The 22,558-nt window shown below is 61.5% G+C and carries 23 protein-coding genes; 10 read left to right on the top strand and 13 right to left on the bottom strand.

Annotated elements, in window-relative coordinates:
• Positions 1 to 227: 227 nt before the first annotated feature.
• From AC4FS3_RS22485 to AC4FS3_RS22475, 3 genes are all read right to left on the bottom strand, one after another.
• The gene (locus AC4FS3_RS22485; RefSeq protein ID WP_491022400.1) at positions 228 to 1,403 is read right to left on the bottom strand and encodes a zinc-dependent alcohol dehydrogenase; all 1,176 of its coding nucleotides are present in this window, start codon (positions 1,401 to 1,403) and stop codon (positions 228 to 230) included.
• Entirely contained in the window at positions 1,403 to 1,930 is a 528-nt protein-coding gene (locus tag AC4FS3_RS22480; protein ID WP_491022399.1) for an SRPBCC family protein, read from the bottom strand. Before AC4FS3_RS22480 ends, AC4FS3_RS22485 begins: the two co-directional genes overlap by 1 nt.
• 72 nt (positions 1,931 to 2,002) lie before the next feature.
• Complete coding sequence (locus tag AC4FS3_RS22475) at positions 2,003 to 2,497, bottom strand: YciE/YciF ferroxidase family protein (RefSeq protein ID WP_491022398.1); 495 nt, start codon at positions 2,495 to 2,497, stop codon at positions 2,003 to 2,005.
• A 133-nt stretch (positions 2,498 to 2,630) separates the two neighbouring features.
• Here AC4FS3_RS22475 and AC4FS3_RS22470 point away from each other — a divergent pair, with 133 nt between their 5' ends.
• Together AC4FS3_RS22470 and AC4FS3_RS22465 are read left to right on the top strand one after the other, a co-directional pair.
• Positions 2,631 to 3,923, top strand: a complete 1,293-nt coding sequence (locus AC4FS3_RS22470) for an NAD(P)/FAD-dependent oxidoreductase (protein WP_491022397.1) — start codon at positions 2,631 to 2,633, stop codon at positions 3,921 to 3,923.
• Between the two features lie 262 nt (positions 3,924 to 4,185).
• The gene (locus AC4FS3_RS22465) at positions 4,186 to 4,476 is read left to right on the top strand and encodes a hypothetical protein (RefSeq protein WP_491022396.1); all 291 of its coding nucleotides are present in this window, start codon (positions 4,186 to 4,188) and stop codon (positions 4,474 to 4,476) included.
• Positions 4,477 to 4,549: 73 nt separating this feature from the next.
• On the opposite strand, the gene AC4FS3_RS22460 is transcribed toward AC4FS3_RS22465, so the two are convergent.
• Positions 4,550 to 4,840 carry a hypothetical protein gene (locus tag AC4FS3_RS22460; RefSeq protein WP_491022395.1) on the bottom strand — a complete coding sequence of 97 codons (291 nt, stop codon included), beginning with the start codon at positions 4,838 to 4,840 and terminating at the stop codon, positions 4,550 to 4,552.
• Positions 4,841 to 4,969: 129 nt separating this feature from the next.
• Between AC4FS3_RS22460 and ku (AC4FS3_RS22455) the strand changes: the two genes are divergently transcribed.
• Together ku (AC4FS3_RS22455) and ligD are read left to right on the top strand one after the other, a co-directional pair.
• Positions 4,970 to 5,818 carry a non-homologous end joining protein Ku gene (gene ku, locus AC4FS3_RS22455; RefSeq protein ID WP_491022394.1) on the top strand — a complete coding sequence of 283 codons (849 nt, stop codon included), beginning with the start codon at positions 4,970 to 4,972 and terminating at the stop codon, positions 5,816 to 5,818.
• A gap of 3 nt (positions 5,819 to 5,821) precedes the next feature.
• Positions 5,822 to 8,344, top strand: a complete 2,523-nt coding sequence (gene ligD, locus AC4FS3_RS22450; protein WP_491022393.1) for a DNA ligase D — start codon at positions 5,822 to 5,824, stop codon at positions 8,342 to 8,344.
• On the opposite strand, the gene ku (AC4FS3_RS22445) is transcribed toward ligD, so the two are convergent.
• From ku (AC4FS3_RS22445) to AC4FS3_RS22420, 6 genes are all read right to left on the bottom strand, one after another.
• A complete protein-coding gene (gene ku / locus AC4FS3_RS22445; RefSeq protein WP_491022392.1) occupies positions 8,345 to 9,142 on the bottom strand; it encodes a non-homologous end joining protein Ku in 798 nt (265 codons plus the stop codon). It lies immediately after the preceding gene.
• A gap of 10 nt (positions 9,143 to 9,152) precedes the next feature.
• Positions 9,153 to 9,458 carry a hypothetical protein gene (locus AC4FS3_RS22440; RefSeq protein WP_491022391.1) on the bottom strand — a complete coding sequence of 102 codons (306 nt, stop codon included), beginning with the start codon at positions 9,456 to 9,458 and terminating at the stop codon, positions 9,153 to 9,155.
• Positions 9,459 to 9,526: 68 nt separating this feature from the next.
• Positions 9,527 to 9,859, bottom strand: a complete 333-nt coding sequence (locus AC4FS3_RS22435; protein ID WP_491022390.1) for a hypothetical protein — start codon at positions 9,857 to 9,859, stop codon at positions 9,527 to 9,529.
• A gap of 7 nt (positions 9,860 to 9,866) precedes the next feature.
• Positions 9,867 to 10,553, bottom strand: coding sequence for a DUF421 domain-containing protein (locus tag AC4FS3_RS22430; RefSeq protein WP_491022389.1), 687 nt, complete (start codon positions 10,551 to 10,553; stop codon positions 9,867 to 9,869).
• A 184-nt stretch (positions 10,554 to 10,737) separates the two neighbouring features.
• Complete coding sequence (locus AC4FS3_RS22425) at positions 10,738 to 11,553, bottom strand: formate/nitrite transporter family protein (RefSeq protein ID WP_491022388.1); 816 nt, start codon at positions 11,551 to 11,553, stop codon at positions 10,738 to 10,740.
• Positions 11,546 to 13,843, bottom strand: coding sequence for an FdhF/YdeP family oxidoreductase (locus tag AC4FS3_RS22420; protein WP_491022387.1), 2,298 nt, complete (start codon positions 13,841 to 13,843; stop codon positions 11,546 to 11,548). Before AC4FS3_RS22420 ends, AC4FS3_RS22425 begins: the two co-directional genes overlap by 8 nt.
• Before the next feature lie 162 nt (positions 13,844 to 14,005).
• Here AC4FS3_RS22420 and AC4FS3_RS22415 point away from each other — a divergent pair, with 162 nt between their 5' ends.
• The gene (locus AC4FS3_RS22415; protein WP_491022386.1) at positions 14,006 to 14,551 is read left to right on the top strand and encodes a DNA-3-methyladenine glycosylase; all 546 of its coding nucleotides are present in this window, start codon (positions 14,006 to 14,008) and stop codon (positions 14,549 to 14,551) included.
• A gap of 173 nt (positions 14,552 to 14,724) precedes the next feature.
• Here AC4FS3_RS22415 and AC4FS3_RS22410 read toward each other — a convergent pair whose 3' ends face one another.
• The 3 genes from AC4FS3_RS22410 to AC4FS3_RS22400 are packed head-to-tail and all read right to left on the bottom strand — an operon-like array spanning position 14,725 to position 17,671.
• Complete coding sequence (locus AC4FS3_RS22410) at positions 14,725 to 15,336, bottom strand: cysteine hydrolase family protein (RefSeq protein WP_491022385.1); 612 nt, start codon at positions 15,334 to 15,336, stop codon at positions 14,725 to 14,727.
• Positions 15,337 to 15,342: 6 nt separating this feature from the next.
• Positions 15,343 to 17,442, bottom strand: coding sequence for a catalase (gene katE / locus AC4FS3_RS22405; protein WP_491022384.1), 2,100 nt, complete (start codon positions 17,440 to 17,442; stop codon positions 15,343 to 15,345).
• Entirely contained in the window at positions 17,399 to 17,671 is a 273-nt protein-coding gene (locus AC4FS3_RS22400) for a hypothetical protein (RefSeq protein WP_491022383.1), read from the bottom strand. Before AC4FS3_RS22400 ends, katE begins: the two co-directional genes overlap by 44 nt.
• A gap of 302 nt (positions 17,672 to 17,973) precedes the next feature.
• Between AC4FS3_RS22400 and AC4FS3_RS22395 the strand changes: the two genes are divergently transcribed.
• The 5 genes from AC4FS3_RS22395 (at position 17,974) to AC4FS3_RS22375 (ending at position 22,550) form a co-directional block, all read left to right on the top strand.
• Positions 17,974 to 18,699 carry a hypothetical protein gene (locus AC4FS3_RS22395; protein ID WP_491022382.1) on the top strand — a complete coding sequence of 242 codons (726 nt, stop codon included), beginning with the start codon at positions 17,974 to 17,976 and terminating at the stop codon, positions 18,697 to 18,699.
• A 77-nt stretch (positions 18,700 to 18,776) separates the two neighbouring features.
• Positions 18,777 to 19,283, top strand: a complete 507-nt coding sequence (locus AC4FS3_RS22390; protein ID WP_491022381.1) for a ferritin-like domain-containing protein — start codon at positions 18,777 to 18,779, stop codon at positions 19,281 to 19,283.
• 2 nt (positions 19,284 to 19,285) lie between these two features.
• On the top strand, positions 19,286 to 19,726 hold the full coding sequence (locus AC4FS3_RS22385) for an NUDIX hydrolase (RefSeq protein ID WP_491022380.1): 441 nt from the start codon (positions 19,286 to 19,288) through the stop codon (positions 19,724 to 19,726).
• A 53-nt stretch (positions 19,727 to 19,779) separates the two neighbouring features.
• Positions 19,780 to 20,721 (top strand): PRC-barrel domain-containing protein, encoded by a 942-nt coding sequence (locus AC4FS3_RS22380; RefSeq protein WP_491022379.1) that lies wholly within the window; start codon positions 19,780 to 19,782, stop codon positions 20,719 to 20,721.
• A 59-nt stretch (positions 20,722 to 20,780) separates the two neighbouring features.
• Positions 20,781 to 22,550 (top strand): YbhB/YbcL family Raf kinase inhibitor-like protein, encoded by a 1,770-nt coding sequence (locus AC4FS3_RS22375; protein WP_491022378.1) that lies wholly within the window; start codon positions 20,781 to 20,783, stop codon positions 22,548 to 22,550.
• Positions 22,551 to 22,558 lie beyond the last annotated feature (8 nt).

Raw genomic sequence — 22,558 nt, 5'->3', positions numbered from 1 at the left:
GCGCTCGGATTGCTGCCATTGCGCAGCAGCATCCGGCGCCGATTCAAGCGCTAAGCCCGCCCAAGTTGATTCCCCGTATCCCACGAAAAGGCTCTGCGTCGGGCATGCGGCGCAAGCTGCTAAAACAATGCTCCCCGCTTCAGACGGGTTTTCGGGCGAAGCGGCATTCGCGTCCTGCCAAATTCACGTGGACCCGTTGGTGTCCCTATGGGATGGGCTGGCTGGGATTAGTTCGTTGGCTTGAGCACAACCTTTGTCCATTCGTTTTGGTTGCTGTGGAAGTTCCGGTAACCGTCGGCGGCGTCTTCCAGGGACATCCGGTGAGAAATTAGGAAGGTGGTGTCGATCTGTCCCTCAAGAATGCGCTGCATCAGCTGGTGGGTGTAGGCCTGCACATGGGTCTGGCCTGTCCGGATCTGCAGACCCTTCTCCATCAGAGCGCCAAGCGGAAACTTGTCTGCCATCCCGCCATAGACGCCGGGGATCGATACCCGGCCACCCTTTCGCACTGCCATCAAGGCCATCCGCAGCGCATGAGCCCGGTCGGCACCCATGCCCACCTTCTGCTTGAGGGCATCAAGCAGGTTGTCCGGCGAGAAACCGTGGCTTTCCATGCCCACGGCGTCGATGACGGCATCAGGGCCGATCCCGCCGGTCATCTCCATCAACGCTTCCAGCACATGGGTTTGTGTGTAGTCGATTGCCTTGGCACCGAGGCCTTGCGCCAGCTGCAGTCGATGGGGATGGTGATCTATTGCGATCACCTGCGCGGCATCCATCAGCAGCGCTGACTGGACCGCGAAGAGACCGACCGGACCGCAGCCCCATACGGCAACTGTATCACCGGGCTCGATCTGCGCATTCTCTGCCGCCATCCATCCGGTGGGCAGGATATCCGAAAGGAACAGAACATCCTCGTCAGGCACGCCGTCGGGCACAACAATAGGCCCAACGTCGGAGAAAGGCACCCGAACATACTCGGCCTGGCCACCCGGATAGCCGCCAGTCAGATGGGAATAGCCGAACAAGCCGCTGACCGCATGACCATAGGCGAGATCCGAGGCTGCCTGTGTTTCCACCGGATTGGAGTTGTCACAGGCGGAAAACAGCGCCTTTTCACAGAAGAAACACTTGCCGCAGGAGATTGTGAACGGCACCACCACCCGATCCCCCTTTTTCAGGGTGGATGCCGGGCCGGTCTCAACCACACGCCCCATGAACTCGTGGCCGAGAATGTCTCCCGCCTTCAGCCCCGGAATCACTGCGTCATAGAGGTGGAGATCTGAGCCGCAGATGGCCGTCGAGGTCACCTCGATAATCGCGTCCCTCGGGTTGACGATCTGCGGATCGGGCACCGTGTCGACGCGGACATCATGTTTTCCATGCCAGGTCAAAGCGCGCATCAGGTCACCCTCCGGTTCTCTGCCGTGGCGATTTCGCCGGTTTCGATCAGCATCTTCAGACGCTTGAGCGCCTGGCGTCCCAGAAGGATCGGGTCGAACCCCCGGAGCCGTGCATAGAGGCTGCCGAGTGTTCCCCAGCGGGGTTTCCAGGCGAGCAGCAACTGCACTTCGGTGCCGCGTGATGCAGGGCTGTCGCGCAGGAGGAGCTTGATTTCCAGGTCGGTATCCGCAGTGTCCAGGCTTCGCCACGAGAGCACTTCGGGTGCCCTGTGCTTCACGCTCAAGGTCTCGATGCCCTCAGCGTCTCCGTCCACATGCCATGCAAGATTGCCATTCGACAGGGCACGGGCCTCCAGCTTTCCGCCGAAAATCAGATTCAGCGTCGGCAGATCGTGCAGCTGTCTGAGAACACCTTCCAACGGCGCGTTGATCGTGACGGTGCGTCCGCCGACCTTGAACCCGCCGAAGTCCTCGTGTTTGGCAGTCCGGCCCGGTGCATCATCATCGGGCGTCTGATCATGGTTCATACCAGTGCCTCCTCCGCATAAAGCTGGCGCATAAAATTGGCACCGGAAGCCTCGCTTCCGGTGCCAATTGTGTCAGGCTTTTTGCGCTGCTGCGTTTACGGCAGTTTCCGCAAGACCCGTGAGCAGCTCGTCGGTCTCGCTTTCCTCGGCAAGCGTCTGCTCCAGCAGCGCGACCGCGTCTTTCAGGCCGAGCTCCTGTGCCCAGGTGCGCAGCGTGCCGTATCGAGTAATCTCATAGTGCTCGACCGCTTGGGCCGCAGCCAGCAACCCGGCATCCAAAGCAGGGCTGCCCTTATAGTCCTGCAGGATCTCTTCGCCCTCTTCGAGGATACCCTCGATCGCGGCGCAGGTCTTGCCGCGCGGGTTCTTTCCGATGATTTCGAAGACCTGCTGCAGGCGTTCCACATGCACCTCGGTCTGTTCGCGGTGGTGCAGGAACGCCTCTTTCAGCTTCGGATCCTGCGCGCCGCGGGCCATCTTCGGTAGGGCGGAGAGGATCTTGCGCTCGGCATAATAGATGTCACGCAGAGTGTCGTGGAAAAGGGTGTCGAGGGTTTTCTCAGCCATGGTACGGTCTCCTATGCTGCCCACTGAACCGCGAACGAGCAGAGTTGTTCCCAAGGGCCATTCCGGGATCTTGCTTTGCCAGTGCGGAAACCTTTGGACGGACCTGTAGTTCTTTCCCCGGACAGATAAGGATATGAACCAAGATATGGCTCTGACGCAGAACCACCATCTCGTCGTCATAGGCGGCGGATTTGCCGGTCTTCAGACCGTGAACGCACTGAAGGGGGCGGGACTGCGCATCACGCTGATCGACCTGCGCAATCACCATCTGTTCCAGCCGCTGCTCTATCAGGTGGCCACAACCATCCTCGCGCCGTCCGAGATCGCATGGCTGATCCGCAGTCTGATGGAACGGCGGCCGGATGTGACGACCTTGCTGGCACGGGTCACAGGTGTCGATCCCGACCGCCGGCTGGTCATGACCGATGAAGGGGCGCCGATCAGCTATGACACGCTGGCGATCGCGACCGGTGCCACCCATTCATGGTTCGGCCATCCGGAATGGGCGCACCATGCGCCTGGGCTGAAGACCATCGAGGACGCGACACGGATCCGCAACCGTATCCTGCTGGCCTTCGAGCGTGCCGAACGGGAAACCGATCCTGAGATCAGGCAGGCCTTGCTGACCTTTGGCGTGATCGGTGGCGGCCCGACCGGGGTGGAACTGGCGGGCATTCTGGCGGATCTGGCTTGCAATATGATCCGCAATGAATTTCGCAACATCGACACCCGGCAGACCCGCGTCGTACTGATAGAAGCGGGCAAGCGAATCCTTTCGTCTTTCCCCGAAGATCTTTCAGATTATGCGGCACGCGCGCTGGAGCGACGTGGGGTGGAATTGCGCTTTGGTGCACCCGTGACGGATTGCACCGAGGAAGGCGTCCAACTGGGGGATGATTTTCTGCCATGCCGTACGCTGATCTGGGCAGCGGGCGTGGCGGCTTCACCAGCCGCCAAATGGCTGGGGGTGAAGGGCGACCGCGCGGGTAGGGTGCCCGTGCAGCCCGACCTGACGGTTGCAGGCCGGCCCGAGATCTTCGTGATCGGCGATACCGCTGCGGTGCTGCAGGAGAACGGCGATCAGGTCCCTGGCATCGCGCCTGCCGCAAAACAACAAGGCAGTCATGTCGCCCGTCTCATTCGCGCGCGGCTGTCCGGCGAGGCCACCACCGAGCCATTCCGCTATCGCCATCAGGGTGATCTGGCGACCATCGGCAAACGCGCGGCGGTGGTAAAGATCGGGCAGATTCGCCTGAAAGGCGCACTTGCCTGGTGGATCTGGGGTATCGCGCATATCTTCTTCTTGATTGGCACAAGGAGCCGGGCAGCGGTCGCATGGAATTGGCTCTGGACCTACCTGCGCGGCCAGAACAGCGGCCGCCTGATCGCGCATCCGAAACCCGGAGACGAACCTGCCATCGACTGAACCTGGGCCGGGACCTTCGACGGCTTCAGGTACCTGCGCCTGACCGGCTGGATCGGTTGCTCTCATCATGTGATATGCGCGCATAACCACCATTTACGATGGTCTTGTCCCTCATATTCGCCGGAAAGGAACATGGTGGCGCTCTGCAGGTTGCACTTAATGCACGTCTGCAGAGGAGACAGCCAGATGGTGGAAAAGAAGATCCCCGCGAAGGAAAATGCAGCATCGCCTAAAAGATCCGAAGGGCCGTTCGGACCCGGGAGTGAAGGTTGACGCTGGTGAAGAACATCACTTGAAACAGGCGGCGGCGTCGCTGAATCAGCCTGATGAGACGGGTTCTACGATCCGGGGGCAGCGCGAAGACCAGCCCTTGCGGCATGTCAATGACACGACGCAGCAAGAAGAGAACGCAGGTGAGGCTGCGGATGTGCCTGATGATTACGTCAGGGTAGCCGGGCGCAGGGAAATGCAGATGCCACCCAAAAAATGGGACAAGGTGGATGAAGAGAGCGACGAGTCATTCCCGGCCAGCGATCCTCCCGGAAACTACTGATCCCTTTGGCATCATTCGCGTCTGTATCCCCCGCTCGGTCGTTCAAATTGTGGTCTGAGGTTCCTCAGCTGCTTTAACGGCTGAGATAATAGCCCAGGACGGCGGCCAGGATGATCGCTGCCCCGAGCAGGAGCTTAACCCCGCTTTTGCCGGTCCAGCCGTCAAGCTCAGGCCGGGGCCTCGGGTCCTCTCTGACCTCGAGCCTGCGGGCCATTGCGATCTGTTCCGGTGTTGGGGGATGGCCGGCAGCTTCGTCATCTGTTCCGAGAGGCGCTGCTGCGGGATCGGGAAACGATACTTTGTCTCCAGCCTGACCGTGGTCGATCTCGTCACGAAGTTTGGCGGAGGTCACTGGGTCTTTCATGGCTCTTTCTCCTTTATCTCTTGAGTCGAACCCATGGCGCCTGAACATGTTCCTGCCTCGCTGGTCGCCCGGAACGATCCGCCGCATCACCAGTTATGCACAAGAGCCCCAAACTGGAGGTAATGCCTCATGGCCCCACGCGCGAATTGGAAAGGCACACTGAAGATTGCCGAGCTGGCCTGCCCGGTGGCGCTTTATGCCGCGGCCTCTACTTCGGACAGGATCGCCTTCCACACGATCAACCGCGCCACGGGTAACCGGGTGCGGCGGGAATTCGTCGATGCCGAAACCGGTAAGCCCGTGGATCGGGAAGATCAGGTCAAGGGCTACGAGGTCTCGGACGGAGAGCATGTGCTGCTTGATCCGGAGGATATCGCGGCGGCTGTCCCCGACAGTGACAAGGTTCTGGCGATCGAAGCCTTTCTGCCCTGTGGAGAGGTGGAAGACGTCTATTTCGACAAGCCCTATTATCTGGCGCCCGCTGATCATTCGGGCAAGGAGGCGTTCGGTCTGATCCGTGACGGTCTGGCGGCAAAGAAGGTCGCCGCCATCGCTCGTACGGTGTTGTTCCGGCGCATGCGGACGGTGCTGATCCGTGCTGATGGGCCGGGGCTGGTCGCGACCACGCTGAACTTTGACTATGAAGTCCGCTCAGTAGAGGCGGCGTTCAGGGACATTCCTGCTCCCAGGATCGCAGGCGAGATGCTGGACCTGGCTCGCCACATCATCCAGACCAAGATGGGCAGGTTCGATCCTGCCGCGTTTGACGACCGGTACGAGGCCGCGCTGGAGGAATTGGTCAAGGCCAAGATCGAGGGCCGCAAGATCAAACCGCGCGCAACCGAAGCGCGCGGCAAGGTGGTCGATCTGCTGGAGGCGCTACGCGAAAGTGCAAAACTGGACGGCAAGCCCGGCCCCGCCCGAAAGCCGCGCGCCAAGTCGCCTGTAAAGCCCGGTGCAAAGCGCAAGGCGGGTTAAACCATGGCGCTGGAACACTACCATCAAAAGCGCGACTTCACCGCAACGTCCGAGCCGAAGGGCAGGAAGGGACGCAAAGGCGGCGACAGTTTTGTCATCCAGAAACACGCGGCGCGCCGCCTGCATTATGATCTCCGGCTGGAAATGGACGGTGTGCTGCGCAGTTGGGCGGTGACGCGCGGCCCCAGTCTGGTAGCAGGGGAAAAGCGGCTTGCAGTCCATGTCGAGGATCATCCGCTGGCCTATGGGGATTTCGAAGGCACCATTCCGAAGGGTGAATACGGCGGTGGCACCGTGCTTCTGTGGGACCGTGGCAGATGGTCCCCTGTCGGTGATGTAGCCAAGGGCTATGCCAAGGGACATCTGGAATTCGAACTTGCGGGCGAGAAGTTGCAGGGCCGCTGGCATCTGATCCGGATGCAGGGAAAACCGGGCGAAAAGCGGGAGAACTGGCTGCTCATAAAGGCTGATGACGAAGTCGCCCGGCCCGGCGATGCGCGCGACATCTTGGAAGAACTGCCGCTGTCGGTCAAAACCGGTCGCGACCTCCCCGAAATCGCAGGCGAGGTGTCAGGCCAGTCTGCGAAAGCCGGGACACCCCGGAAGACCCGCGCAAGGGCCAAACCGGCGGAACTCGACGAAACTGAAACCGGGCTGCCCGATCCCGCCTCGATCAAGCGCGCGAAGAAAGAACCTCTGCCGGATTTCATTTCGCCGATGCTGGCAACGCTCGCCCCCGCAGCACCGAAAGGGGACCGCTGGCTGCATGAGATCAAGTTCGACGGTTATCGCCTGCAAGCCCGGATTGACACCGGGCAAGTCAAGCTTCTGACCCGCAGCGGGCTGGACTGGACCGACCGGTTCGGCAAACAGGTGCCAGCGGCCTTGCGAGAGCTGCCCATCGGCGCCGCACTGATCGACGGTGAGATGGTGGTCGAGGGCGGAAACGGAGCTTCGGATTTTTCCGCCCTTCAGGCTGATCTCAGCGAGGGGCGCGAAGACCGCTTTCTGTTTTACGGCTTCGACCTTCTGCACCTGAATGGTCACGACCTGCGCAGCCTGACATTGGAGCAGCGCAAGGAGATGCTGGAACATCTGCTCGCCACATCAGGCGGCCCGCTGCGCTACAGCAGCCATTTCGGGGAAAGTGGCGCCACGGTTTTGCGCCATGTCTGCCGGCTGAGCCTTGAGGGGATCGTGTCAAAACTGCGTGACTCCCCCTACCGGAAGGGACGCGGCAAGGCCTGGATCAAATCCAAATGCTCGGCCCGGCAGGAGTTCGTCATCGGCGGCTATATGCCGTCGACAGCGTCGCCAAACGCCATCGGCTCGCTCGTCCTTGGCGTCTATGAAGGGAAAGATCTGGTCCATGTGGGTCGCGTGGGCACCGGGTTTTCAGCCCGTATCGCGCAGGATCTTGTCCGGCGGTTGGAGAGGATCCGCAGCGATGACAGTCCCTTTGCGGCCCCGTTGACGGCGGAACAGGCGCGGCAGGTGCGCTACCTGCGGCCCGAACTGGTGGCCGAGGTCGAATTCCGCGCCTGGACGGCGGATGGCCACTTGCGCCATGCGTCGTTCCGGGGTTTGCGCGAGGACAAGCCCGCCACCGAGATCAGTCGTGAGGTTGCGACTGCCGAACTGAAACCGGCCAAAGCGGCGCCGCGCCCCACTGTCAAACTGACCCATCCCGACCGTATCTATTGGCCCGATGAAGGCATTACCAAGGAGGGGCTTGCGGATTACTACAGCCAGGTCTGGCGGCGGATCGCGCCTTTTGTGGTCAATCGCCCCTTGGCGCTCTTGCGATGCCCGGAAGGGATCACGGGCCAGAGCTTCTTTCAGAAACACGCGTGGAAGGGGCTGAACAGCAATATCCGGTTGGTCGAAGACCCGAAGGACCCATGTGATCCGCTGATCAGCATCGACAGTCTGGATGGGCTGATCGCGCTGGTGCAGTCGGCGGCGCTGGAGATCCACCCCTGGGGGGCTTCACTTGAGGATTGGGAACGGCCCGACATGGTCACCATGGATCTGGACCCGGGCGAGGGCGTGAAATGGCCGCGTGTAGTCGCGGCGGCGCAGGAGGTGCGCCAGAGGCTGACCGATGCGGGACTTACGGCCTTCGTCAAGACTTCGGGCGGCAAGGGGCTGCATGTCGTGGCACCTTTGAAACCCCATGCCACATGGCCCGAGGTGAAAGCCTTCACCAAGGGAGTGGCCCAGGCGATGGCCGCCGATGCCCCCGGCTACTATGTGGCAACGGTTGCGAAGGCAACCCGCAAGGGGCGCATCCTGATCGACTATCTGCGTAATCAGCGCGGTGCGACGGCGGTGGCAGTCTATTCTACCCGTGCCCGGCCCGGGGCGGCGATCTCGACCCCGTTGGAATGGGAAGAGCTTGGGCCGGAGATCGGCCCGGCGCATTTCACCCTGACCAATCTGCCTGCCCGACTGGCCGCAATGACGCGCGATCCGTGGGAGGGGTTTCGCAAGTCAGCCGCGCCGTTGAAGCTCAAGGCGCGATAGCTATTTGCCCTTCTTCTCGGCGGCAAGGCTGCGTTTCAGCGCATCCATGATCCTGACGACGTTATCCTTGGCCGCAGGTTCCGCCTTCGCCTTGGGCACACGCTTGCGGCCCTTTTTCTTCGCAGCGATCAGATCAAGCAGCCGAGCCTGCACGGGATCGGACGCCATGTCAGGCGACCAGGGCTGTTTGCGCTCATCTATCAGACGCTTGACCAGCGACATCAGTTTGGGATCGGGCTTCTTGTCCTCGACCTTGCCGAAATATTCTGCCGCGTTGCGCACCTCATCGCCATAGCGCAGGGTCCAGACAACGATACCATTGCCGCGCGGCTCGAGCATCACGGCGCGTTCGCGGCGATACAGAACCAGTCGCGCGATGCCGACGGTGCCGGTATCGGCCATGGCGGCGCGGATGACGGAGAACGCCTCCTCGCCCACCCGATCCGCAGGCGCGAGGTAATGCGGCATATCATACCAGATCCATCCGATACTGTCGGCCGGGACAAACATGTCGATGTCGATGGTGCGCGTGCTTTCCAGCGCGACCTGATCGATCTCGTCATCCTCAAGGATGATGTAATCGTCTTCACCCTGGGCATAGCCCTTGACCTCATCCTCCTCCCGCACGGGCTTGCCGCTGACGCTGTCGACATACTGGCTGATCACCCGGTTGCCGGTTTTGGCATTCATTGTGTGAAAGCGCACCTTTTCGGCCTCGCTGGTCGCGGGGGACATGGTCACCGGGCAATTGACCAGCGACAGTTTCAGATAGCCTTTCCAGAACGGCCGGGGTGCCATGCGTCACTCCTCAGCAGTCGTTCTCTTTGTCGATCCGGCCGGGATGGTCGCGGTCCTCGCACATGGCTGTGTCAGGGTTGCGCCCGCGCGGGATCGAGGGTTTATCGGTCCCCTGTGCGATTGCATGCTTGCGCACTTCCTCCGGCGTGACGCGCTGCTGTTCGGGCGTCAGATCATCCTCGCCCGGGACAACAGCTTCAGCCTGCTCTGCCGGGCTCGTCGCTTCCCATGCCTGACTGGTCAGATCGGCCTCAGGGCGTTGCCCCAGTGATTTCTGCTTCGGATGAGTGGCGGGTTCTTCGGTTTTACGGTTCATCGTACCTCTCCGATTGATGGATATCCAACCATTCAACACGCGCCTTGTTCCCCGTCGTTCTCCCCCCGCTATCGATGTGGGAAGTGGCGCTGACGGGACAATGAGCTCACGACCCCGCTGGCTCGTGTCACGTGGTATGTCTGCGGAACTGGACCGCGCATCTGCAGCGTTGGAATTCCGAGTTCCAAAAGCAACGCCACGCAGGTTCTGGATCTTTGATCATTTAGCGGAAGGTTCGCGACCCTCGCGCTGAAATCCGCCCCTTCACCTTCGGCGACAGCAAGGGCGGCAGCCCGCTCGACGATCAGCCCGACAATGCTGAACCCCCGTGCTTCCAGAAGCGCCGCCATCGGAAGCGCAACTTCAAGTCGGTCCTCGATGATCACCACATTTCTGGTCATGAATTGCTTATTGCCTCCACTTCGGGGCCGGTGTGGCGCGGACCCAGCTGTTTACGCCACAGTTCGGGCATGGCGTGTGCGAGTCGGAAACCAGCCCGCAATTCTCACAGCAGGCGGCAGCGCCGCGGGCAGGCAGGTCCTCATACACCTCTTCCCTCGGTGGCATGATTGAGAGGCCGGGCTGGGGGTCTCCTGCGGGAAACATTGACAGCTTGCCGGACGGCTCGAGATAGACCACGCGGAGAGAGGCGAGGTTTTCAACGCCTTTGAGGCGCAGCATTTCCATCAGTTCAAGGGATCCGAGCTGGCGGGCGCTCAGCCCATCACAGAGGATTACTCCGTCGCGCAGTATCGCGACTGGCTGACCGTCGATCACACGTTTCGCAAGGCGATAGCGCCGGATGGCGTAGTCGACACCCTTGTCCAACACCACAAGGACCGCAATGACGAGCATGGCATGCGCGAGCGGCACCTCGGGGTAGAACATCGCGTCGCCGACGGCGGAGCCGAGCGCGATGACAAGCAGGAATTCCACCACCGACAGCTGAGAGATGCTGCGCCCGCCAATCCAGCGGAGCAGCGCCATGGTCCAGATCCAGATGACCAGGATGCGAAAGATGATTTCCAGATAAAAGAGCGGAGGATCCTCGCCCAGAAAGACGCGTAGCCAGTCAAAGGGAGTGATCACTTCCATGAGGCCAATTCCTTCCCAGAGCAGGTTATGCTGCGGTGAGATATCCGGTGCGAGGTCAACTGACTGACCGTCCTGACGTCTGGTCAGCGAGCTGTCCCGGCGCATCAATAACGGTCAAGAGGGCAGAGAGGTTCTTGTTCTGCCCGAACCGTAGGGACACTGATCGATCGCTAAAGAAGCGTTCTCATTTCCGATGATCCGGCTGTGCCACTTCAGTCCGATACGCAGCGACATAGGCCAATGCGACCAAGGCACCGCCGATCAGATTGCCCATCGTCGCAGTGAGGAGATTGGCGAATATCCCGATGACAGTAACATCATAGCCCGCATGGTCGCCCTGTATGAAAAATGCATATGGCAGCAGATACATATTCGCGACCGAGTGCTCGAGCCCGGCGGAGACGAAGGCTGCAGTGGGCAGGAGCAGGGCTGCGAGCTTCGTAGTCACAGTCTGACCGCCATAGGCCATCCACACTGCAAGGCAGACGAGTATGTTTGCCAGAATGCCGCTGGTGAGGGTGACGCCAAAGGGTTTTTCGAGCTTGGTCACGGCCAGATCCAGCGCCGCCCGGCCGACCGCACCCTCGCCCTTTGCATGGACATCGGCAAAGGCGACCAGCCCTGCAAGGGCGAGGGAGCCAACAAAGTTCGCGATATAAACGATGCAAAGTGCCAGCAATGCCCGAGAGGCCGCCAGCTGGCCGAGGGCAACCGGACCTGCCATCAGTGTGTTGCCCGTGAAGAGTTCGGCCCCTGCGACCAGAACCAGCGCAAGCCCCAGTGCAAACACCAGACCGGCGAGGATCTGCGCCACACCGAAGGGCAGGTCATCGCCTTGTGCAAGCGCAATCGTAGCAAACAGCCCGCCCAGGCCGATGTAGATCCCTGCAAGGATGCCAAGCACAATCATAGGACGTAACGACAGATTGGCCTTGTCGGTCACAGCGTCGCAGACTGCCTTCGTCAGCACGGGCGGTTCCGGCAGCGTGGTATCAGCCATGCGCCACAGCCTCCGGGCTGATCCGCACCGGGACGGATTTTGCAGCAGGCGTCTTGCTCTCCTGCGCATATTGCCACAGCGGGATCAGCGCGTTGCATTCCGGGTAATAGGCGGCAATAGTGCCTTCGGGGATATCATAGTCGATGACCTGCAAGCCGCCGACACTCCGCGACATACCATCCTCCGTCGCAGCGGTCAGCCGTGCCAGCCCGTCCTTTGCAATCTGGAAACGCATTCGGTCGTTCGGGTTCATCATCACAATCATGCGCGAGCCGTGTATGCCGCGCAGCCGGTCGGCATTCCCGTAGATGGTAGTGTTGAACTGGTCGTTCGACCGCAGTGTGATCAGGCGCATCACATCGGGATCATCGCCGGTATCAAAGCTGGCATGCAGGGCCGAAGGCGTCTTGAAGTTTGCTTTGCCGGTGTCAGTCTCCCAGATGCGCTCGCGTGCGGGAACAGGGCGCGGGAAGCCTCCAGGCAGGTCCAGCCGGTCGTTGAAATCATGGAAGCCATCGGGAAAGATCGCCGCGATTTCGTCCCGGACGAGCGCATAGTCGGCGACCCAGCGATCCCATGGCACCAGCGGGTTGTCGGGCAGTGTGGCTTTGGCAATTTCGGCAACGATCCTGGGCTCAGACAGCAGTTGGGGGCTGGCCGGGCGGTATTTCCCGCGCGATGCGTGAATGCAGGTGGTCGAGTCTTCCATCGTTACGATTTGAGGCCCAGACGCCTGTTCGTCGATTTCCGAGCGCACGAGGGTGGGCAGCAGGTAGGTTGTCCGTGCGGTGATCAGGTGGCTGCGGTTGAGTTTTGTGGCGATCTGCACAGACAGATCGAGGTCGCGCCATTTGCGCTCCATCAATTCGCGCTCGGGGATGGCGCGGACGAAATTTCCGCCCAGCCCGATGAAGGCGCGGACCGTGCCGGCAACAATGCCCTCGCAGGCCTCAACGGTGTTCATCCCGTCTTCGCGCGGCGGTGTGAACCCATAGCGCTCGGCCATCTCGTCCAGCGGCACCAACTCGGTCTTTTCGGCAATGCCCACCGTGCGCTGGCCCTGGACATTCGAATGCCCGCGCACCGGGCAGATCCCTGCGCCGGGCCGACCCATATTGCCGCGCATCAGCAGCAAATTGACCAGCATCTGCACGGAGTCGACGCCTAGCTTGTGCTGGGTCAGGCCCATACCATAGATGGCGATGACTGATTTGGCCTCGGCATAGGTCCGTGCTGACGCCTCGAGGGCCTCGCGCGGCAATCCGCATTCGGCTTCGATCTCGGGCCAGGGTGTCGCACGCACCATGGCCTCGAATGCCTCGAACCCATGCGTATGGGCGTGGATGAACTTGTCGTCGAGGATGCGCGGCTCACCGGCAGCCTGCGCCGCATCATCCCAGGCGAACAGAGCCTTTGCCATGCCGGTCAGCACTGCGATGTCGCTGCCGGCGCGCGGCTGGTAGTATTGCGTTGCGATCTGCGTGGCGTTGTTGGTCAGCATCTGTCCCGGCCGCTGCGGATTGACCAAGGCCTCCCAGCCGCGTTCGCGCAACGGATTGAATACCACGATGGGCACATCACGTTCGCGCACCTCCTGCAAGGTGTGTAGCAGGCGCGGCGAATTGGTGCCGACATTCTGCCCGAAGGACAGGATGCAATCCGTGTCCTGAAAATGCTCGAGCAGGACGGTGCCTACGGGCGTCCCGATGCTCTGCGGCAGCGCCACGGATGTGGTTTCATGGCACATGTTGGAACTGTCGGGCAGGTTGTTGTTGCCATATAGACGGGCCAGCAGCTGATACATGAACGACGTCTCCAGCGAAGCCCGGCCCGAGGCGTAAAACACCGCATCCTTTGGCGCATAAGCGCGAAGATGTGCGCCGATATCGGCAAAGGCTTCGGCCCACGGCACCTCGACATAGGTATCGCTTGCGGCATCGTAACGCATTGGTTGGGTCAGCCGTCCCTCGTTCTCGAGGTCGTAGTCTGACCAGGTGAGCAGCTCAGTGACTGGATGACGGGCAAAGAATTCTGGCGTCGTGCGCCGGGCGGTGAGATCCCAGAAAGTGGCCTTAGCACCATTCTCGCAGAATTCCGCCAGATGGGGTTCGCCGGGTTTAGCCCATGCGCAGCTTGTGCACATATAGCCCCCGATTTTGTTGTGATCGCGCATCAACCCGACACTGGTTTGAACGGCGCGCTGTTTGACGGAGTGCTTGACCAGTGACTTGACCGATCCCCAGCCCCCCGTAGGTTGACGGTAGGCTTCGTGGCTGGCGCGATCAGACATAGCTCTCTCCTTGCTGCTATGTCTATGAATTGTCTCCGGTGCCAGTTGTTCCCACTTGCCACACGATCGTTATATATGTTGGAGGTGCCAGACCTTCGCGCAGTTTGGCGACACGGGACTGCCCGACCAGCGCTATTCGGATTCTGCCAAACAGCCGACTCAATGACACCTACACCGCCATTCGACCCTGATCTGGACGCTTGTGCCTTGGCACGTGCTCTGATCGGAGCTGCGCTGTTGGTGCGTGGTGTCGGTGGTGTCGTGATTGAGACCGAGGCCTATGCAGCCGATGATCCTGCATCTCACAGTTTTCGCGGGCTGACTGCCCGGAACCGCGCGATGTTCGGTCCCCCGGGGCATGCCTATGTTTATGTCTCATACGGGATGCATCTTTGCCTGAACGTGGTGGGACGCCCGGGCGAGGCCGTTCTGATCCGCGCGCTGCGTCCTGAATGGGGATCGGACGTGATGCGGCAACGGCGCCCGAACGGACTGTTATGCGCGGGTCCGGGTCGGCTGTGCCAGGCACTGGACATACGGATTGAAGACAATGGCAGGCCTTTTGACGGCAATGATCTGGTCCTGAATCCGGCATTAACGCCTATCGCAGGTATAGTGAGTGGCCCCCGCATCGGAATTTCACGTGCAGTGGACCTGCCCTGGCGCTTTGGATTGGCAGGGGAGAGGGGACTGAGCAGAAAATTCTAGACCTCAGTTTTCCTTAGAGACGTCGTGGGGCGACGGCGCTTTGTCGGTGCGCAACGGCCACTATCACATTGACCGGGGACGGCATGAATGCGGCACATGCCTTCCGCATCTACCGAGGCGCGAGATGTGAGCCGCGCGTCCTCTTATGGAAAGGCTGGCACATCGAACCGTCCTCAAAGCTCGCGCCAATTCGTCAACAGAGCATCGGTATCGATCACCTCGATCTGCGTATCGAAGCGGCTGGAATAGAGGTCCATTAGTTCATCATGTGTCCGGTTAGACGAACTGCACAACGCATCCTTGATCAGGATCAGTCTGAAACCCCGGTCAATAGCACCAAGCGCCGTCGCCAGGACACAAATGTCCGTCTCGCCTCCGGTCAGGAAGATCGTATCCACCTGTCCACGAGACAAAAGCTGATCCAGCGCGGCGGTCTCCCAGGGGGAATAGACCATCTTATCAATGACCTTTGCCGGCGGCGCATAAGGTGACAGGTCAGGCAGCAGGTCCACAGCCTCATTCCCGATGCGATCCAGGGTAACGCACTCCCATTTATGGTAGTAACGCCGCCAGGTACCCTTTGCATCTTCCGCTCGGGCAGGGGGGATAAACCGCGTAAAGATGGTGCGCGAAGGGTTGTGGCCGCAAATCGCAGCCACATTCGGCAAGATCCGCTCAAGCCACGGTACGGCCCAAGGGTATCCCGGGCCGAACAGACGCTGCATATCAACGCAGATATGCACGCAATCCGGCCCTAGAGGCCCATATCGTAAGCCCTCTCCCATTGCGCGTCAGGGTTTGAGGACACGCTCGCGCGCCCATAGTCGCAGCGCACGGCAGGCGGCTACGAAATCTGCGCTGCTGCCGGGTTCCAGAGGGATCAGCCCTTCATCCGCCGCGGCGTCGATACCGATTGCCTCCAACAATCCTGCGGCCCCGGGCGTATAGGCGATGAACTTGCAATGCGCGAAGGCATCGCTGACAAAATCGCGGGCCGCCACATCGCCTGCCAGCCGGTCTGCACCCTCTGGCGTCAGGATCAGCGCAACGGCGTCGAACAGCACCGATGGCCCTCCATCGATCATGTGCATCGCCGGGGTCAGGCTACCATCTTTTGCTCGGGCGCCACCCACCTTGGGGGCAACAATCTCCAGCGTGGCGCCTTCATCCGCCAGCGCGGCGGCCAGATCGGCGACCAGAGCCGCGTCGATCCCGTCGCAGATCAGCGCTCCCACCTTGCGACCCGCAAAGCTGGCGGGCGGGTTGCTGATAATGCTGAGCGCGGGAGACGGATCCAGATCACGCGGTGGCGTCGCGGTATCGGCGGGGTCGGGCAGGGTTTCGATTCCCAGCTTGTCGGCGACCATCTCGGCCAGCGGGCCGTCGATGTTCAGCAGATGCGAAACCATGCGCTCGCGGATCACCGGAATTTCGCATTTCGACAGTTCGAAGATCAGTGCATTGGCGATGTGCTTTTGCTCGATCGCGGTCTGGCTGAGATAGAACTGCCGCGCCTGGCTGTAGTGATCGGCGAAGCTTTCAGGGCGCAGTCGTTGCTTTTCGCCATCGGGCGGAGTGGCGTGGCTGTGGTGGCCGCGTTTCGGGTCTTCACGCGGGCCGGTGCCATGCGAGTTCGGCTGATAGTTCACCCGGCCGACCGGATTGCGCATCGCCATATGCCCATCCTGTTGGAAATGCGCGAAGGGGCATTTCGGCGCGTTAATCGGGATATGGGTGAAATTCGGGCTACCCAGACGTTTCAGCTGTGTGTCGAGATAGCTGAAATTGCGGCCTTGCAGCAGCGGATCGTCGGAAAAGTCGATCCCCGGCGGCACGTTCTGAGTCATGAAGGCGACCTGTTCAGTCTCGGCGAAGAAGTTATCGGGCATCCGATCCAGCACCAGCCGCCCCACCGGAACAGGTTTGATCACCTCTTCGGGAATGAGTTTGGTCGGGTCCAGCACATCGAAATCAAAACTGTCAGCAAAATCCTGATCGAAGATCTGCAGACACAGCTCCCATTCCGGGAAATCTCCGGCCTGAAGGGCATTCCATAGATCGCGACGATGGAAATCGGGATCGGCGCCGTTGATCTTGACCGCCTCGTTCCACATCACCGATTGCAGCCCCAGCTTGGGCTTCCAGATGAATTTTACGAAGATAGATTTGTCATCCGCATCCAGAAGTCGGAAAGTGTGGACGCCAAACCCTTCCATGAAGCGGAACGAGCGCGGGATCGCGCGATCTGACATCACCCATATGATCATATGCATGGATTCCGGGGTAAGGCTGATGAAATCCCAGAAATTGTCATGCGCCGACTGCGCCTGCGGAAAGGCACGGTCAGGCTCGGGCTTCACCGCATGGATGACATCTGGGAACTTGATAGCATCCTGAATGAAGAAGACCGGAATGTTGTTACCGACGAGGTCCCAGTTGCCTTCCTTCGTGTAGAACTTCACCGCGAAACCGCGCACATCGCGGGCCAGATCGAAACTGCCCTTTGAGCCGGCGACGGTGGAGAAGCGAACAAAAACAGGGGTGATTTCGCCCGCCCGCTGAAAGATGTCGGCGCGGGTAAAGTGCGCAAGCGATTCAAAGGTCTCAAAGAAGCCATGCGCGCCGTAGCCCCGGGCGTGAACCACGCGCTCGGGAATCCGCTCATGATCGAAGTGGAACATCTTCTCGCGGAAGTGGAAGTCCTCGATCAGCGCCGGGCCGCGTGCGCCGATCTTCAGGGAATTTTGGTCGTCCGCGACAGGCCCGCCTTGCGCAGTGGTCAGCGTTTCGAATCCGGCATCGGCGATCTGGTGCAATTCGCCACCACTGCCCCGGGTAAGGGTCTGGTCATGTATCCTGGCGTTTTTGGATTTCGGCATCTTCGTCTCCATGGCTGGCATTTGGCGTGCTGGTCGTCCCGGACCCGCCGGGCTGTTTGGTGTTGCCACTGGGCCGGGCATCCGGGTCGATACGGTGCCTGCCTGCGGGGTCGATCTGTTGCTGGCGCTGGTCGATGACATTCGGTGAAGGACGGCGCAGCGCCTCGGGAGAAACCACCCCGGCACCGCTTTCCTCGGAAGGGCGCTCCTTCTGCGGAACGGACTTTGGGTTTTTGGTCATGACGGGCCCTAGCGATGATGTCCCCAGTCGAACCGCCGCCTGCGCGAAATGTTCCGGTGCCGAGCCCAGTCCGCTTTGGCGGGTTCTGACCTCGTCTCGATAAAAACAGGGCGCACAGGAACATTGTCGCTGATGTCCTGTTCAAACCCCGCATGCCGAAGTCATCGCATGTGCAACTCAGAAACATGGCAGCGCCGACTGGTCACTGCCGCAGGTTTTTCCGACGCCTCGCCACGGTGCGTCGCGCCCGGAATATGCCAGAACCCCTGAAAGTGGAGGAAGAAATGCCTAGAAACAATGATATGTCCGAACGTGACTCGCGCGGCCGGTTCGTCAGCGATGACGATAATCGCGGCGGTGGTCGTTCCGGGAGCAATGATCGTGACCGCGATTCCCGCGGCCGCTTCATGAGTGACGACGATGATCGCGGCCGGTCTGGGCGCAGGTCGGGTGGCTATGATGATCGCGGCGATCAGGACCGGGATTCACGCGGCCGGTTTACCAGTGACGATGACCGGGGCCGTGGCGGCCGGTCGATGAGCCGCCATGACGATGATGACCGTCGCTATTCCCGCAGCCGGGATGACGACTATGGCCGCGATCATGGTCAGGGTGGCTGGTTCGGCGACCGGGAAGGTCATTCGGAGGCATCGCGGCGGGGCTGGGAAGGCCGGCGCGATGATGGTCGCGGCTCCTCCAGCCGGGCGTCCGGTCGTTACGATGATGACGACCGCCGCTACTCCCGCAGCCGGGATGACGACTATGGGCGCGATCACGGTCAGGGTGGCTGGTTTGGGGACCGGGAAGGTCACTCCGAGGCCTCGCGCCGTGGCTGGGACAACCGTCGGGACGACGACAGCCGTGGCTCCTATAGCCGTTCGTCAAGCCGTTATGACGATGACGACCGCCGCTCGTCGCGCGGCCGGGACAGTGACTCTGGTCGCGATCACGGTCAAGGCGGCTGGTTCGGGGACAGCGAAGGCCATTCCGAAGCGTCGCGCCGTGGCTGGGAAAATCGCCGCCGCTGATACCGGCATCGGCAGGGGGGCTTCGTGCCCCCCTGTTTCTTGGCTTCACGCTGATCCCGATGAAAAGGACAAGCAAAATGGAAGAAATTCGCAGAAATTATACTGCATGGCTGCGCGATGCGCATGCCATGGAAGAGCAGGCGATGACGATGATGCGGGGCATGCTGTCGCGTCTCGAGAATTACCCCGACCTCAGCGCCAGGATCGAGCGGCACATCGGTGAAACGGAGCGTCAGGCCGTTGCCTTGCGGGATTTGCTGAACAGCAGCGCCGAAGGCACTTCGATGCTGAAGGATGCGATGGGCAAAATGGCGGCGACCGGTCAGGCGCTGAGCGGGATATTCGCTAGCGACGAGGTCGTTAAGGGCAGCATGGCAAGCTACACCTTCGAGCATATGGAGATCATCGCCTACAAGGTGCTGATCGCCGCCGCCACCCAATTGGGGGACACCACCGCAGTCGCCATTTTCGAGCAAATCCTCGCCGAAGAACAGGACATGGCGGACTGGCTGTTTGATCACATGGACGAGACCGTGCGCATCTTCCTGTCCCGCGACGAGTTGGATCTCCAGGCCGGTCGCTGAATATGGCCCCGAAGCCCGCAACAGTCCTGCGGGCGCTGCGCCGAAAGGATGTGCTTGATCAGGTTGCGGCCTTGCCCTGGCGCAAGGGCGAAAGCGGGGTCGAAATCCTGCTGATCACCTCGCGCCGGACAAAGAGGCTGATCATTCCGAAGGGCTGGCCCATGCGCCGTCACACCGGCCCCGAAGTCGCCGCCATCGAGGCGATGGAGGAGGCGGGGGTTGCGGGTCGGATCAAGGCCCGTCCGCTGGGGCACTACAGCTATTCGAAGGTGTTTGACGATTGTGTGCTGCCGGTGCGTGTCGCGGTCTTTCCCCTGCGGGTGAAAGAGGAGTTTTCCGAATGGAGAGAGGTCGATGACCGCAGACGAATATGGCTGAGCCGCTCAGAGGCCTGTGCGGTCGTGACGGATGCGGGGCTCGCGCGGCTGTTCTCCCGGATCTGACGAAACCAACCGTGTCGCCGCGGTCCGGCGACTGAATGAAGGAGGAGAAGACAATGAAGAATTTGCTTTTGACTACGATGCTCGTGTCGGCCTTTGCAGCCACATCTCTCATCGCGCAAACCACCGATCCGGCGGTGCCGGGCGACGGCGTCATGATGCCGGAAATCACTGCGCCGGAAGGCTTCGTGCGGCAGGACATCTCCCTGACCGCCGAAGATTTGTTGGGTGCGACGATCTATGACGCCACTGGCGAGTCCATCGGGGATGTGCATGATCTGGTGCTGGACATCGGTGCATCAGGCGGCAGTACACCCGAAGGCGTTGGGGGCACTGTCCCTGATAGCAGCACAGATACCGATACAATGACCGGGACCGGCATGTCGCCGGACAGCAGCGGCGGCACGACTGGCGCGATGCCGGAAGGGTCGGCCACAGACGGCGCCATGGATGGCAGCGCTGCGCCGGATGCTGGCACCGCAGGCACGGCAGGAGCCCCATCTGGCGAAGCGGCCACCGGAGAGAATGATGGCGCCAACACCGGGACGGCTGTCGAAGGGTCAACCAGCACCGATCCAATGATGTCGTCCGATGGCGCCAGCGGAACCGGCACATCTGAGACCACGGCGCCCTCGGACAACGTTCATACCGGAGCCACCGGAGATGCGGCGGATGGTGCAGCAACCGATGGCACCGGAACTGCCCCTGACGCAAATGCGACGGGCACCACAACACCTACCGGCGCCAATGACAAACTGACCCCGGGCGTGACTGCCGGCGCCGGCGAGGCGACCCATGCCGTCTTGGACATTGGCGGCTTCCTTGGCATGGGCGAGCATCGCATCGCCGTGCCGATCACCGATCTGGCGATTTATCGCAGCGACAGCGAAACCCGGGTCTACCTGCCCTGGACCCGCGAACAGCTGGAAGCGCTGCCGGCCTATGACGAAAACGACCCGACCACCTTGGGTCGCTCGAACATGCCGATGGCCAACTGACCGGACCGGGACGCGGCCCCGACCGGGGCCGCGTCCCTTCACCAAGCGGGAGCAGCACCATGCGACTTCGCCCACCACATTGCGTTTGCGCGATTCTGGCCGTCGCCAGCCCGCTCTGGGCGCAGCCCGAGGGGGAGGTCGGCCTTTATTCCGACGTCACCATCAATGGCTCGATCCTGGAGCCTAGCCCCATCGACCTGCCGGACAGCGAAGGCCTTGCCGCCATGCTGAATGTGCCGGACAGGGCGCAGATCCAGGTCTTCGCCCGCGACCTGGTCAATCCGCGCATGCTGGCCGTGTCTGAAGCCGGTCACCTCTATGCCACCCGCCGCAGCGTGGGAGATGTGGTGCTTCTGCGGGACGAGGATGGGGATGGCATCGCCGAGGCACCGGTCACGGTGGCCAGCCGTCCGGGGATGCACGGCATCGCCTTTGACGGCGGCAGGGTCTATCTCGCCACGGTCAACGATGTCTATGTGGCCGATGTAGCTGCGGATGGCACCTTCGGACCGCTGCCCCGGATCATCAACGACCTGCCCGATGGCGGGCAGCATCCGAACCGCACCTTGGGCATGGGGCCGGACGGGATGCTTTACATTTCGGCAGGATCCACCTGCAACGCCTGTGCCGAGACCAACCCGGAAAGCGCCACGATCCTGCGCGCGAAACCTGATGGAACCAGCCGCACCATCTTTGCCAAGGGGTTGCGCAATACCATCGGCTTCGACTGGCAACCCGGATCGGGCCAGCTGTGGGGCATGGATCACGGAATCGACTGGCTGGGCGACGAAGCGCAGGTCGAGGAACTGAACCAGATCCGGCAAGGGCACGGCTATGGCTGGCCCTATGTCCACGGCATGGGCGAGTTCAACCCGCAGGACAATCCCCCCAATGGGATCAGCCTCGAGGCCTGGGCGGAGATGTCCACCGATCCCGTGCTCGGCTACACTGCCCATGCGGCGCCGATGCAGCTGGCCTTCTATGATGGCGCGATGTTCCCCGAATGGCATGGCGACGCCTTTGTTGCCATGCGCGGATCCTGGAACCGCCGCCCGCCTGCGGGCTATGAGGTGGTCCGCATCGACTTCGAGCGGGGCCAGCCGGTGGCGATCGAGCCCTCTCTGACCGGCTTTCTGGTGCAGGACGGGGAAAGCTGGGGCTATCTGGGCCGTCTTGCGGGCGTGGCCGTGGCCCCGGATGGCGCCATTTTCGTGTCGGACGATGATCAGGGCGTAATCTATCGAATCTCGGCCACGGGCGCGGCGGAACCAGAGGCGGAGAGACGCGCAGAGATGCCAAACCCGATCCTGCCCCTGACCCCCGGCCCCATCGCACTTGACCTGTTCGAGGCGGATGGCGCGGTCGAGATCACCTCCTCCTTCGGGAATGGAGAGCCCATCCCCGAGCAACATTCGGCAGATGGAGACAACGCCTCGCCCCCGCTGTCATGGCAGGGCGCGCCGGAGGGGACGAAGTCTTTCGTGATCATCGCGGATGATCCCGACGCAGCCGCGCCGAAACTCTTCAACCACTGGCTGCTCTACGACCTTCCCGCCGATGTGACCGCCTTGCGGGAGGGCCTGCCGACCGAGCCGCTGCTCCTAGATCCGAAGGGCGCGAAGCAGGGCACGAATGACACCGGCGGCACCGGCTATTTCGGCCCCAAACCGCCGGTGGACGACCCGCCGCACAGCTATCACTTCCAGATCTTCGCGCTGGACGTCGGCAGCCTTGGCCTGAAGCCCGGTGCCAACCGATCCGAGATCCTGTCCGCGATGCGGGGCCATGTCCTCGCCAAGGGCGAGATCATCGGCCAGTTCGAACGCTGACCCATCGA

The organism is Pseudogemmobacter sp. TB195, from assembly GCF_058313095.1.
This window is presented reverse-complemented; position numbering and strand designations above follow the sequence as displayed.